At 71.3% G+C, this 12390-nt stretch carries 13 protein-coding genes and 2 pseudogenes; 7 read left to right on the top strand and 8 right to left on the bottom strand.

Translation table 11 applies throughout. The features are described from left to right. The first annotated feature begins 164 nt into the window (after positions 1 to 164). Positions 165 to 1325 carry a TetR/AcrR family transcriptional regulator gene (locus tag AB0K82_RS09595; protein ID WP_364394774.1) on the top strand — a complete coding sequence of 387 codons (1161 nt, stop codon included), beginning with the start codon at positions 165 to 167 and terminating at the stop codon, positions 1323 to 1325. A 162-nt stretch (positions 1326 to 1487) separates the two neighbouring features. Here the strand turns inward: AB0K82_RS09595 and AB0K82_RS09590 are convergent, their stop codons facing one another. After that, a complete protein-coding gene (locus tag AB0K82_RS09590; protein WP_364394772.1) occupies positions 1488 to 2048 on the bottom strand; it encodes a hypothetical protein in 561 nt (186 codons plus the stop codon). Positions 2049 to 2347: 299 nt separating this feature from the next. On the opposite strand from AB0K82_RS09590, the gene AB0K82_RS09585 reads away from it, so the two are divergent. From AB0K82_RS09585 to AB0K82_RS09575, 3 genes are all read left to right on the top strand, one after another. Then, a complete protein-coding gene (locus tag AB0K82_RS09585) occupies positions 2348 to 2932 on the top strand; it encodes a TetR/AcrR family transcriptional regulator (protein ID WP_364394770.1) in 585 nt (194 codons plus the stop codon). 652 nt (positions 2933 to 3584) lie between these two features. After that, complete coding sequence (locus AB0K82_RS09580) at positions 3585 to 4094, top strand: hypothetical protein (RefSeq protein ID WP_364394768.1); 510 nt, start codon at positions 3585 to 3587, stop codon at positions 4092 to 4094. Between the two features lie 47 nt (positions 4095 to 4141). Further along, a complete protein-coding gene (locus AB0K82_RS09575; RefSeq protein WP_364394766.1) occupies positions 4142 to 5107 on the top strand; it encodes an alpha/beta hydrolase in 966 nt (321 codons plus the stop codon). 266 nt (positions 5108 to 5373) lie between these two features. Here the strand turns inward: AB0K82_RS09575 and AB0K82_RS09570 are convergent. The 6 genes and pseudogenes from AB0K82_RS09570 to AB0K82_RS09545 form a co-directional block, all read right to left on the bottom strand. Continuing rightward, a pseudogene (locus AB0K82_RS09570) lies at positions 5374 to 5553 on the bottom strand (transcriptional regulator); the annotation flags it as partial. Between the two features lie 24 nt (positions 5554 to 5577). Beyond that, positions 5578 to 5678: pseudogene (locus AB0K82_RS09565) on the bottom strand (hypothetical protein); the annotation flags it as partial. A 170-nt stretch (positions 5679 to 5848) separates the two neighbouring features. Next, positions 5849 to 6754: a TIGR01777 family oxidoreductase gene (locus AB0K82_RS09560; protein WP_364394764.1), complete on the bottom strand. Its 906-nt coding sequence runs from the start codon at positions 6752 to 6754 to the stop codon at positions 5849 to 5851. Between the two features lie 188 nt (positions 6755 to 6942). After that, positions 6943 to 7644, bottom strand: a complete 702-nt coding sequence (locus AB0K82_RS09555; RefSeq protein WP_364394762.1) for a haloacid dehalogenase-like hydrolase — start codon at positions 7642 to 7644, stop codon at positions 6943 to 6945. After that, complete coding sequence (locus tag AB0K82_RS09550) at positions 7587 to 8525, bottom strand: helix-turn-helix domain-containing protein (protein WP_364394760.1); 939 nt, start codon at positions 8523 to 8525, stop codon at positions 7587 to 7589. Before AB0K82_RS09550 ends, AB0K82_RS09555 begins: the two co-directional genes overlap by 58 nt. Positions 8526 to 8596: 71 nt before the next feature. Beyond that, a complete protein-coding gene (locus AB0K82_RS09545; RefSeq protein ID WP_364394758.1) occupies positions 8597 to 9814 on the bottom strand; it encodes an MFS transporter in 1218 nt (405 codons plus the stop codon). 82 nt (positions 9815 to 9896) lie between these two features. Here AB0K82_RS09545 and AB0K82_RS09540 point away from each other — a divergent pair, with 82 nt between their 5' ends. The 3 genes from AB0K82_RS09540 to AB0K82_RS09530 all read left to right on the top strand — a co-directional run bounded on the left by AB0K82_RS09540 (position 9897) and on the right by AB0K82_RS09530 (position 11186). Then, a complete protein-coding gene (locus AB0K82_RS09540) occupies positions 9897 to 10484 on the top strand; it encodes an ABATE domain-containing protein (protein WP_364394756.1) in 588 nt (195 codons plus the stop codon). Between the two features lie 66 nt (positions 10485 to 10550). Continuing rightward, positions 10551 to 10745, top strand: coding sequence for a hypothetical protein (locus AB0K82_RS09535; protein ID WP_345366127.1), 195 nt, complete (start codon positions 10551 to 10553; stop codon positions 10743 to 10745). 132 nt (positions 10746 to 10877) lie between these two features. Further along, complete coding sequence (locus AB0K82_RS09530) at positions 10878 to 11186, top strand: type II toxin-antitoxin system VapB family antitoxin (RefSeq protein WP_345366129.1); 309 nt, start codon at positions 10878 to 10880, stop codon at positions 11184 to 11186. On the opposite strand, the gene AB0K82_RS09525 is transcribed toward AB0K82_RS09530, so the two are convergent. Then, positions 11180 to 12322, bottom strand: a complete 1143-nt coding sequence (locus tag AB0K82_RS09525) for an alpha/beta hydrolase-fold protein (protein ID WP_364394754.1) — start codon at positions 12320 to 12322, stop codon at positions 11180 to 11182. The two genes, AB0K82_RS09530 and AB0K82_RS09525, sit on opposite strands and share 7 nt — an antisense overlap. Positions 12323 to 12390: the final 68 nt, after the last annotated feature.

Below are 12390 nucleotides of genomic sequence, written 5' to 3'. Positions count from 1 at the left end.
CGCGCTCCCCGTCGAATCGACGGAGACGCCCTTCATCAGTTCGTACAGCGGATCGCGCTTCCGCCCGGTCGGCGGGCCGCCTCTGGACCAGGAGCTGATCCATCACGCTGTGATTGACTTGCGCGTATGGCCGTGTTCGTCGGTACGTCCGACCGAGTGTCGCCGTGACGTCAGGGACTGGCGCGGCCACCCGCCCGCGCAACCGCAAGCAGTTGATCATCGAATCCGCCGGCCAGGTGTTCAGCGAGCGGGGTTACCACGGGGCGTCCATGGACGAGATCGCCGCCAGAGTGGGCATCACCGCGGCGGCCTTGTACCGACACTTCCCGAACAAGTACGCGCTGTTCGCCGAATGCGCGGACGGGATGGCGGAGCGGCTCGTCGGGGCGCTCGACGGCGTGCCCCCCGAGGCTTCGCTGGCAGAGGTGCTCAGCGCGCTCATCCGGGTGACGGTGGAGTACCGGACGTCGGGAGGCCTGTACCGGTGGGAGGCTCGGTATTTGAACGATGCCGACCGCCGACGGGTCGGGGGCAAGTTCGCGCAGGTCGTCGAGCGGGTGACGGTGGCGGTGCGCCGCGAACACGCGCTGCCTCTGGAGGGGCTGCGTACTGTGGCGGCACTCGGGGTCATCGGGTCCATCACGACGCATCACACCTCCATCGCTCAACGTCGTCTCGAAGAGGTGCTCCTTTCCGCCGCGCTCCGGGCGGCGGCGACCGATCCGGCTTCGGGCGGGCGCGTGCGGTCCGTCGACCTGCCCGCCCGGCCCGTACCGCGTACGCGACGGGCGGAGATCCTCGCGGCGGCCATCCCGCTGTTCGCTCGGGATGGATTCGCCAACGTCACGAACGGGCAGATCGCGAAGGCGGTCGGGCTGGCCCCTTCCGCGCTCTACCGGCACTATTCCGGCATGGTCGACATCTTGACCGCAGCTTGCCTGCAGGCCGCCGGAATCCTGGCCCAGGCCGTCGACCAGAACCTGCGCGACGTGGCCGACCCCCACGAAGCGGTGCTCGCGCTGGCGGCGACCTATGTGGCCTACAGCTTCGAGTACACCGCGCTGACCAGCGTCGCCAGCGCCGAGATACCCGGCCTGCCACCGGATGTGCGCGAGCCACTCGCCCTCGCCCAGCGCGAACACATCACCGTCTGGGAACAGCAGCTCCGCCTGGCTCGCCCCGACCTGGACCGGCGCCAGGCCCGAGTCCTGGTCCACGCAGGTCTCGGCGTAGTAGCCGAAGCCGGCCGTACCCTCCGCTGGGAGGACACCCCCGACCACCGAAACAGCGTAACCGCCCTGATCGTAGGAGTCCTGGGCCTGTAACGGGAACGCCGCTTCAGTGTCTCGTCGGCGAGTCTCGGCTCCACGTCAGGACCAAATGATCGACGATCGGGACCTGGACGCTGGGTGCGTTGTCCACTGCGGGAGGCCACGGGCACCGTCTGCGGCGGGCCGGACGGGGCCCGTGGTCCATGGGAGCCAGGGTCACGCCTTCGTACGGGTGCGTCCCAGGCGGAGGGCGGAGACGAGGAAGAAGACGCCGCCGAGGAAGGCGTATCCGGCCAGGTTGCTCAGGGAGGCGCCGTCCTCGCCGGCCTGGGCGACGAACGAGGCGCCGGCGAGTGTGGAGATGGCGCCGCTGGCGATCATCGCCCACTGGCCGCCGAGCCGGCGTCGGACGACGCCGACGATGAGCTGGACGATGCCCGCGGTGACGGCCCAGGCGCCCCAAACCCGCAGGACGGCGGGGATGCCGGAGGTGGCGGCGATGGCGAGGCCGATGCCGGCGAGGGTGCTGAGCACGATGTTCACGTACAGGCCGCGCACCGGTCGGCCGTTCCCCTGGGCGGACCTGATGTCGATGACCGCGCACGCCACGTCGAACAGGGGGTAGATCACCAGCAGCGTGGCGGTGAGCGCGCCCAGCGTGTCGGCGGTCGCGAACAGAAGGACCGCCCACACAGCGGCGAACGCGAAGCGCAGGAGGTACAGCTTGCGCAGGGCTGCGGGGACGCTGACGGGAGCGGTGCCGACGAGGGTGTCCACGGACGTTCCTTTCAGTGAGAGCGTGTCGGTGTCACTCGGCCGGGTCATCGGATGCTCCTGTCCGCTTCCTCGATCGGACGCGTGACCGCGCCGGGGCGGCGAACCGGTCGCGGGAAAACGGTCGCGGAGCCGGCGACGGCGGTCGGGGCCACGCCCGCGAATAGCGGGATGCGGCGGAGAGCCATGAAGGCACCCCATTTCTGAGGGAGAACGTTCGGTCTTGTTGTGTATCCAAGAGGGCGGAGTCGACGTCTGTCAAGACCGAACGTTCTCCCTCGTGAGCGAGATAGGCTGGCCGCATGAGTCAGGGCACAGGAGGCGGCAGCACGTCGGCGGCGCGAGCGCGGCTGCTCAGCACGGCGACCGAAATCTTCTACGCAGAGGGAATCCACTCCGTCGGCGTCGACCGGATCATCGCGGAGGCGCAGGTGACCCGCGCCACGCTGTACCGGCACTTCGCGGGCAAGGAAGAGCTCGTCCTCGCCTACCTCGACCAGGCGGACCGGGGAATCCGGGCAGGGGTCGAGGCCGCTCAGGCGGGCGAGCAGTCGGCGGCCGACGCGGTCCGGGCTGTCGGCCGGTTCATCACAGAAGGCATCCAGGGTCCCGGGTTCCGCGGCTGCGCCTTCCTCAACGCGGCAGCCGAATACCCTGACTCGACCCACCCGATCCACCAAGCCGTCCTGGCCCACCGCCAGTGGTTCCTGGACACCGTCACCGAGTTGCTGGCGCAGGTCGGCGACGCTCCCGCCGACGAAGCCGGCCGGCATCTCGTCATGCTCCGGGACGGCGCCATGGCCGCCGGCTGCCTCTTCGACCCGAAACTGATCTCCGAGACCTTCCTGCTGGGCGTCGAAGGAATCCTGCGGGCGCGCGGCGCCTGAACCCGCGCTCAAAGCGAAGCGGCCCCCGGTGAAGGGGGCCGCCCGTTCGGCTCATGACCGTCGCAGCGGCGATGCCGTCACAGGACGATCCGGGCCCCCGACTGAGCGGTCGAAGCCGTCAGGAGCGGTTGTTCTCGCTGTGCTTGGCGGCCGCACCCGCGGCGGCGCCGGCTGCAGCGCCGAGGAGGGCGCCACCGACCTGGCCGGTGAGGCCGGCGCCGGTGACCGCACCGGTGATGGCACCCTTCTTAAGGACCGACCTTGGCGGCCGTGCCGACGGCCGCGTCCTTGGCCTTTCCGGCGGCCTCGCTCACAATGCCCATGAGTATCAACTCCGGCTCTTTCTTCTGTGCACCGCCTGAGCGGGACGCTCCTGGTTGTCCCAGGGCGTACTTGAGAGCGTCCGGAGCGCCGTCCGGTCGGCAAGGCCGGGTGCCCCTGTTCGCGAAGTCGACGATCGGGACTCGGAGGACGAAGCCGTCGGCGGCTTATGCCCACCGGCTTGATGGCTGGCGCCTGCCGTGTTCTACACGCACCGATCGCCGGTGGTCCGAGCCCACCGCCGGGAAGGCGCTCGCGACGGGAACGAGTCGTTCCCATCAGTCTTCGTCGGTGGCGGTCCAGCGTGTCTGGCGGGCGGAGGGCCGCGGAAGTGCGCCGTGGGCGAGGCGAGGCGGCCGGTGTGGTGGACGCGGTCGGTTCCTCGGTGAGCGACGTGCGGCCGGGTGACGCGGTCGCGGTCTTCCTTCCCGAACTCGGTGGTTACGCTGGTCAGATGCTGGCCCGCTACTGGGTGCGGGTGGCGCAGTCAGCCAGCGCCCAGGACGCCGCGGCGCTGCCGGCCTCTGGTGAGGCGGCGGCGCGGGTCGTCGACGAGGTCGGCGTCGCCGCAGGTGAGACCGTACTGATCGCCGGAGCGGCCGGACCGGTCGGGTTGATCGCCAGCCGGCTCGCCGTCGCTCGCGGCGCCCAGGTGCTCGCCGCGGTCCGCCCCGGTGACTTCGACCTTCTGACGAAGGCGGGTGCCATGCCGGTCGCCTACGGTCCCGAGATGGCGGCGAACGTCCGGGCGGTCGTCCCGCCGGCGGACGCCGCGCAGGTCCACCGCGACCTGGAGAACGGCGGCCTGCGGACCAAGGTCCTGCTGTCCGCCCGGGCCTGAGGACTTCGGCCCTTCTTCCACACTCACGGATCCAAAGGAGACTCATCATGACCGACCAGGTCAAGCCCGTGCTCGAGCCGGTCGCCCAAGCGTTCGCCGATGCGAACTCCACGCCGCCGTTCCTGTTCCAGTTGCCGCCCGAGGAAGGGCGGAAGATCGCGGTGAAGGTGCAGACCGACCCCGTACCCACGGTGGCGCCCGCCGATGTGGAGGACATCGAGGTCGACGGCGGCCCGACCGGCAGCGTCCGGGTGCGCATCGTCCGCCCGGCCGGCGCCAGCGGCGTCCTGCCCGTCATCGTGTACGTGCACGGCCTGGGCTGGGTGTTCGGCGGCCCGGTGACCCACGACCGGCTGATCCGGGAGTTGGCCGCCGGGACCGGCGCCGCCGTGGTCTTCCCCGACTACGACCTCGCGCCGGAGGCGAAGTACCCGACCCAGATCGAGCAGGTCTACGCCGTCGCCGAGTGGGTCGCCGCCAACGGCGCGGACTACCGGCTCGACAGCTCACGGATCGCCATCGCCGGGGACTCCGTCGGCGGCAACATGGCCACCGTCGCCACCATCCTGGCCAAGCAGCGCGGTGGCGTACGGTTCGCCGGGCAGCTGCTGTACTACCCGGTCACCAACGCCGACTTCGAGACCGGCTCCTACCATCAGTTCGCCAGCGGCTACTTCCTCGCCCGCGAGGGCATGCAGTGGTTCTGGGACCAGTACACCACCGACCCCGCTCAGCGGGCCGAGATCACCGCCTCGCCGCTCCGCGCCACCGGTGACGACCTCGCCGGGCTGCCCCAGGCCATGGTGATCGTGGCCGAGGCCGACGTACTGCGGGACGAGGGGGAGGCCTACGCGGCCAAGCTCCGCGCGGCCGGCGTGCCCGTCACCGCGGTCCGGTACGGCGGGATCATCCACGACTTCGTCGGCCTCAACCCACTGCGGCACACCTTCGCCGCCCAGGAGGCGGTCCAGCAGGGCATCGCCTTCCTCTCCCGCGTGCTCGGCACCGACTGAGCCCGGCACCGGGCAGAACGCCAGGGCCGGTGTCCGTAGGACACCGGCCCTTCGCGATGTCCGGTCTCAGTCGCCCCGTCACGACAGGCCAGTTCGCCGTGTCGGCCACGCTGAGCATTTCCCACATGAGCTTCAACCCGGCCGTCCTCGACAAAGCCGCCGAAGCAGTGCTCTGCCCCGAGGAATAGCCTCAATCGCCCATTGGGCCGCTTCGAGAGGAGACCCGCCCGATCGTTCTAGTCGGGCGGGAGCCGCCGACAACGCGATCATGGGCTCGGTCGCGCATCGCCGGTCGTCACGCCGGTGACGCGGGCGAGGTCGAGCTTCGTCTCGTCTTCGCCGCCGGGAACGGCCGTGTAGATGACGATCTTGAGGTCGGTGTCCGAGTCGGCGAGTACGTCGCAGTCGACGGTGATGTCGCCCATGATCGGGTGCTGAATCGTCTTTCGATACTCCCCGGAAAACGCACGCGTACGAGATTCCGTTCCTCGGGCGCGGCCACGGAGGGATCACCGAGGAGGGCCGCCCAGCTGCGGTTCCACCACACCAGTCGCCAGTCGGCGGCGAACACGGCGGACCGGTCTGTCGCCGAGCCGGGCGAGCACGACCGAGGGCGTGGACGCCGGGACGGGCCGGTTCATCGACCGCTTCGGTCCCGTGCGCTGACGATGACGCACGTCATCCGAGTCCCCCACCGGACCTTCCTGCCCCGCGAGGCGGGCCCTGACGGCGTGGCCGCGGTCAGAGCAGGTCGGCCAGTGCGGGCCTCAGCTCCGGGAAGGCGAACGTGAAACCCGCCTCGCTCAGGCGGGCGGGTACACAACGTCGGCCGAGCAGCGCCAGCGCCGGGTCGGTTCGCAGCACCAGCGCTCCGAGCCGCAGCAGGGGCGTCGGGGTCGGCGGAGCCGGCGGGCGGTGCCGGAGCAGTCGCAGTGTCGCCATGAGCTCGTGGTTGCGGACCGGACGAGGGCTGGTCGCGTGGACGACGCCGGTCAGCGCCGGGTCGTCCAGGCACCGGCGCACGATGGCGAGCAGGTCCGCGATGTGCAGCCAGCTGATCCATTGGCGGCCGGAGGCCATCCGGCCGCCGAGTCCCCAGCGCACCAGGCCGGTCAGGCGGTCGAGCGCCGGGGTGTCGCGGTCGAAGACCACCGCCGTGCGCAGGATGACCTGGCGTTCGGCGGCCGCGTCGGTGGCGGCCGCCTCCCAGGCCCGCGCCACCCCGGTCATCTGCGGTGGCTCGTCGGCGGGCGGATGGTCTTCGGTGATCACCTCCTCACCGCCGTCGCCGTAGATCGCCAGCGTGCTCATCTGAACCCAGGCGATGGGCGGCTCGTCCAGGCGGGACGCCGCTTCGGCGAGGGCCCGGGTCGGCTGAACACGTGATCTGGTGAGCAGTTCGACGTTGGCCGGGGTGGGCCTGCGGTCCACGAGTTCGCCCGCCAGGTTGACGACGGCCGCGCCCGCCAGCTCCGCCGCCCACGAACCCGTGTTCGCGCCGTCCCAGCCGACCTGCCGACCGGGGCGACCGGCGTCGTCCGGGCGCGGCGAACGCGTCAGCACGACGACCTCATCACCGCGCGCGGTCAGGTCGGCCGCGATCCGCCGACCCAGCACGCCGGATCCTCCGGCGAGTACGACCTTCATGAGGCTCCCCGTTCGACGCGGCGACGGCCGTCACCCTGTAAAAGATCAACCTAAGCCGATCGGGGATGCGGGTATCGCTCCCCGGCCGATCCCGGCCGCTGATCACTGGTGATCGATGCTCTTAGGGAACAGTAGGTGCCAGTGATCAGCGGCGCCGTGGCGTATGCCGTCGGCGTGAGCGCCAGTGATCACCGGCTGCTGACGCCCAACACCGAGCGGACCACCGTCTCCGTGTCCCTCAGGTCGGCGAGGACCAGTTCGGCGCCTGCGGCGCGGAGGGTCGCCTCGTCGCTGGCGCCGGTGGCCACGGCGACGACGCGGGCGCCGCCCTGGTGGCCGGCGCGCACGTCGTGCGGTGTGTCGCCGATGACGACCGTGTGCGCGGGGTCGAAGGAGTCGCCGTACTTGTCGGTGGCGCGTCTGCGGGCGATCCCGACCATCGGTGGGCGCAGGAGGTCGTCGAAGCCGAACGCCCCGATCTCGAGGTCCACGAAGGTGTGCAGGTCGAAGGCGCTGAGCTTGCCGAGGGCGATCGGCGACAGGTTGCCCGTGAGGACGGACTGTACGACCTCGGGCCGGGCCGCGAGCGCGGACAGCGCCTCGCGGGCGCCCGGCAGGGGCGCTCCACGGCGGCCGATCTCGTCCTCGCGGTCGGCGAAGCCCGCCACGAGCGCGTCGTGGAAGGCCATCAGCAGGCTCTCCGTCGGCGTGATCCGGTGCAGGCGCAGCGTCTCGGTGATGATCGCGCGGTCGGTCTTGCCCGCCAGGTCCGCGAGGCGCTCCATGGCACGGCCGGTGACCTGGCGGAACACCGTCGCGTAGATCTCCGCGCTCAGTCCGCGGATCCGGACCAACGTGTGATCGACGTCCCACAGGACGAGAGTGCGCACGCCGGAATGGTAGATGCCCAGGTCGCCGCGCGGCGCTCGGCGCGGAGGTGGAGGAGGTCGGCGGTGGCCTGGTCGGCTGGCAGGAACGCCTCCAGGTGGAGTTCGGCGAGCGTGACGTCCGTGGCGGTGGCGAACGACGTCAGCGTGGTGATCAGGCGCAGCTCACCGTCCGCCGAGGCCAGGCGCATCGGTACGGCGAAGCCGAGGTGGTCCGGGCCGACCGGCGTGTCGGGCACGTATCCGGCCAGTTCGGCGACGAACTCGTCGAGGCGTGGGTCGGGGCTGCGCTGCGCCCGGGCGTGAAGGCCTTGGATGACGTGCCGCCCCCACTCGGCGAAGTTCCGCACTCTGGGGGCCATCCCCTCCGGGTGCAGCATGAGCCGGAACATGTTCACCGGAGGCGTGAGCAGTTCGGGCGAGGCGCCCTCGGTGAACACCTCGACGGCGTCGTTGGCCGCGACCACCCGGCCGCGTGGTCCGACGACGAGCGCCGGATACGGCAGGTGGCCGTACAGGATCTGTTCCAGCGCCGTACGGACCGGGCGCAGGGCCTCCTCGTCGAAGCCGGACTCGCTGAAGACCGGTGCGTAGCCGGCCGCGGCGAGCAGGCCGTTGCGCTCCCGCAGCGACAGGCGGAGCGACTCGGCCAGCCGGATCACGATCGCGCGGCCCGGCTGGGATCGGCCGCTCTCGATGAAGCTCAGATGGCGTTGCGTCGTGCCCGCCAGCACGGCGAGCTCCAACTGGCTGATCCGGCGGACACGTCGCCAGCGCCGCAGCTCCGCCCCGACGCCGGTCCGCTCGGTCGTAATGGTCACGAGGCAGTTGTATCGGGCGTTCCGCGCGTCGGCGATTCCCTGGGAGGAATCGCCGCGTGTCATGGCCGCTCTCCAGGATCACCCGACGTGGGCGGATCGTGCCGCCCCACCGCAGGAGCCTCTGAGAGGCGGCGTCAACGCTGACCGCGGCGTTCGGTGCACCAGCCGAGGAGGGCCAGGACGGGGAGGGCCGCGCCGAAGGCGGTCAGGGCGCCCCAGCCCCAGTCGTGGTAGGCGAACGATCCGAGCTGTGACCCCGCCGCCCCGCCGACGAAGAACGTCGCGATGTACGCGCTGTTCAGCCTGGCGCGGGCGGTGGCGTCCAGCGCGTAGACGGTGTGCTGGCCGAGGACCAGGGTCGTCTGCACGGCCATGTCGATGAGGACCGCCGCGAGGCCGAGCAGGATCACGTTGTGCCGGCCCAGCGCCGCGACGCCGAAGGACACGGCCGCGCCCGCCAGGCCGACGGCCGTCATCGGCCGGGTCAGCCCCCGGTCGGCCCAGCGCCCGGCCCAGGGCGCGATCAGCGCGCCGCCCGCGCCGACCAGAGCGAACAGTCCGACGCCGAGCTGGGAGTAGTGGAACGGCGGGCCGGTGAGGACGAAGGCGATCGTCGTCCAGAAGGCGCTGAACGCGCCGAACATCGCGGCCTGGTACAGCGCCCGCCGCCGCAGCGCCGGGTGGACGCGCACCAACTGGACGGTCGTGCGCAGCAGACGGCCGTACGACAGATCCGTCTTCGCGGGGTGCGGCGGCAGGGTCGTGCGGAGGACGAGCCCCAGCACGGCCATGAGGACGGCGGACGCGAAGTAGATGACGCGCCAGCCCGCGAGGTCGGCCAGCATGCTGCTCAGCGCGCGGGAGAGCAGGATGCCGGCGAGGAGCCCACTCACCACCCGGCCGACGATGCGGCCGCGCGTGGCGTCCGGCGCCAGGTCGGCGGCGAACGGGATGAGGATCTGGACGACGACCGAGGTCGCCCCGCTGACGAGCGAGGCGACGAGGAGGACGGGGAACGCCGGAGCCGTCGCGGCGACGAGCAGGGCCGCGCAGGTGATCCCCAGCAGCGTCGAGACGAGCCGCCGGTTCTCGACGCGGTCGCCGAGGGGGACGAGGAAGAGCATCCCGGCCGCGTATCCGAGCTGGGTCACCGTGATCAGCGCCCCGGCGGCGACGCCGCCGATGTGGAACGAGCCGGTGAGCTCGGCCAGGAGGGGCTGGGCGTAGTACAGGTTCGCGACGGTCAGCCCGCACGACACCGCGAGAAGCAGCACCAGCCAGCCCGGCGGGCCGGACTCCGGCGCGGAGCGGGCGGGAGACGCCTCGGTGTCGGGAGAGGGGCGGAGAGACACGGAACCTCACATGCGGGGGACGGTCCGGGAGTTCCGGCAAAAGGTACCAGTTAAACCGGTTCCCTCCAGTTAGGGTGGGTGCATGACGACGACGAGCGTCCGGTTCCGCGAAGGAGCGGGCCGACTGTGCCTGGACTTCATCCGCACCCTGCGGTACCGCGGGACGCCGGTGGAGTCGGAGGAGCTGCCCGACGGCCCGGCCCTGGCCGCCTGGGTCCGCCAGTGCGGGCCCTGCTCCCTCGACGTCATGGCCGACTCCGCGCGGGCGGCCCGCGCCCGCGAGCTGCGCGAGGCGGTGCACGCGCTCGTCATCGCCGCCGTCCGTACGGGCGACCCGGCGGCCTGCGGCGACGACGCGCGGCAGCACCTCAACCGGGCCGCCGCCGTGCCCGTTCCCGTACCCGTCCTGGACGCCTCCGGGGAGATCCGGTGGCGGGCGGACGACCCGGTCACGGCCACGCTCGCCCTGATCGCACGGGACGCGCTGGACCTCGTCACCTCGCCGGCCGTCACACGCGTCCGCGAGTGCGCCGGCCCGCGCTGCGGGGCGCTGTTCCTGGACGGCTCACGGCCCGGCACCCGCCGCTGGTGCTCGATGGGGACGTGCGGCAACCGCGCGAAGAAGACGAGCCTGCGCGCGCGGCGAACGGGGTCCGAAGCCGAGGTTTGACCTCCTTCCTCCGGGAGATCACTTGGGCGTCTCGGGGGACGGGATCAACCTCAGGAGGCACTCATCATGTTGGCCATCGTCGCGGCGATCTGCTTCGCGGTCGCTCTCATCGCCGACTGGCTCGGAGCCAGCTCGGACTTCTTCAACTACCCCACGCTCGACACGCTCGGGCTGCTGCTCCTCGCGCTGCACTTCGCCGGGTTCGGCGCCGGGTACGACTGGCGGGCGCGCGGCCGGTCCTGGCGGGGCAGGCGCCGCTGAGTTCACTCCCTTCCGGCACGGCGTCCATGACGCCGTGCCGGGCTCGTCCCAGGAGCCCCGTACGACGCAGATCGGCCGCCGCACCCCACAAAAAAGGCAAAGGCCGGCCGGTGCGGCACTAAACTGCATGGGGTGATCTTCAAGGCAGTAGGCGAGGGGCGCCCCTACCCGGAGCACCGGTTCAGCTCCCGGGACTGGGCGAACGTTCCCCCGCGCCAGGTCCGCCTCGACCAGTTGATCACCACCAAGGCCATCCTCGACCTGAACTCCCTGCTGGCGGAGGACTCCACCTTCTACGGCGACCTGTTCCCCCACGTCGTCCAGTGGCGCGGCCAGCTCTACCTCGAGGACGGCCTGCACCGGGCGCTGCGGGCGGCCCTGCACCAGCGTCTCGTCCTCCACGCCCGCGTCCTGGACATGGACGAGGGAACGGCTCAGTAGCAGGTCGCGCGGCCGGGGGTCCGCGTGCACGGCACCGCGCTCCACAGCCGCGGCGTCGCCCACATGAACATCTTCGGGAACGCCTCCCGCCAGGCCCCGTAGTTGTGCTGACCGCCCTTGACGATCAGGAACGGCACGTCCGGCTGGTACCGCTTCACCAGGTCGACGAACGCCTGCGCCTGCACCAGGTCGACCTGCACCCCGTTGCCGGTCATCACCCAGAAGTGCGGCAGCCGGCGGCCGACGCCGGGCTTGGCCAGCACCTTCAGCGGGGAGTTCGCGTCCCGCAGCGCCTTGTCACCGCCGAACGGGTCCACCGGCTGCGGCAGCCTGTTGTGCCGCAGCGGCTCGTAGTAGCCGCTCAGTGAGGCCGCGATGCCGTACCGGTCGGGATGGCGCAGCGCGAGGTTGGCCGCGCAGTACCCGCCTTCGGAGAACCCGGCGATCGCCCACGCGGGACCGGGCGGCTGCACGCGCAGCCGGGCGGCGACGAGATCGGGGACGTCATAGGCGGTGTACGTCTCGTCCTGCTCGCCGCGCACCGTGTCCAGGCACTGCGTGGCCCGGTCCCGGCCGCCGCCGACGTCGGGGATGACGAGCACCGCGGGCTTGGCCTTCCCGGCCGCGATCAGCCCGCGGAACATGCCGGAGATCTTCAACCGGCCCTCGTAGTCACCCGGGTTGCCGGGGGCGCCGTGGATCAGCTCGATGACGGGGAACCGCTCCGCGGCGTACTGCCGCTGGAAGTACTGGGGCGGCAGGTAGATCATGCCCTGGCGGACGATGTGACTCTTCGCGCCGGTCAGCACGGTCTCCATGGCGAAGCCGTTCTTGCGCGCCTGCCGCTTCTTCACCGCCTCGCCGAGCACCTGGTCCAGGCGGTCGCCGAGGTCGGGCACCCGCGCGACGCTCGCCGGGGCCTGGTTGGTGAGGTCCCGCCACGCGTCGTCCCAGCTCTGGTAGTAGCCGTAGAACTTGTTCACCAGCGCCACGCCGAACAGCATCGCCGGGGCGAACGCGACCGCTCCGGCGACCATCTTCAGGGCGAGCATCCTGGTCTTGACCAGCCAGTAGAGCGCACCCATGAAGCCGATCACGAGCACGGTGAAGGTCAGGAAGCCTTGCGGACCGAACACGCCCCTCCCTACCCGTGGCCACCTCTCCAGGCCGGATGTCTCCGGTCAGTAAGCATGACGTCTGCGGC

Origin of the sequence: Actinoallomurus sp. NPDC052274, from assembly GCF_040679475.1 — a bacterium.
Taxonomy (GTDB): Bacteria; Actinomycetota; Actinomycetes; order Streptosporangiales; family Streptosporangiaceae; genus Actinoallomurus; species Actinoallomurus liliacearum.
This window is presented reverse-complemented; position numbering and strand designations above follow the sequence as displayed.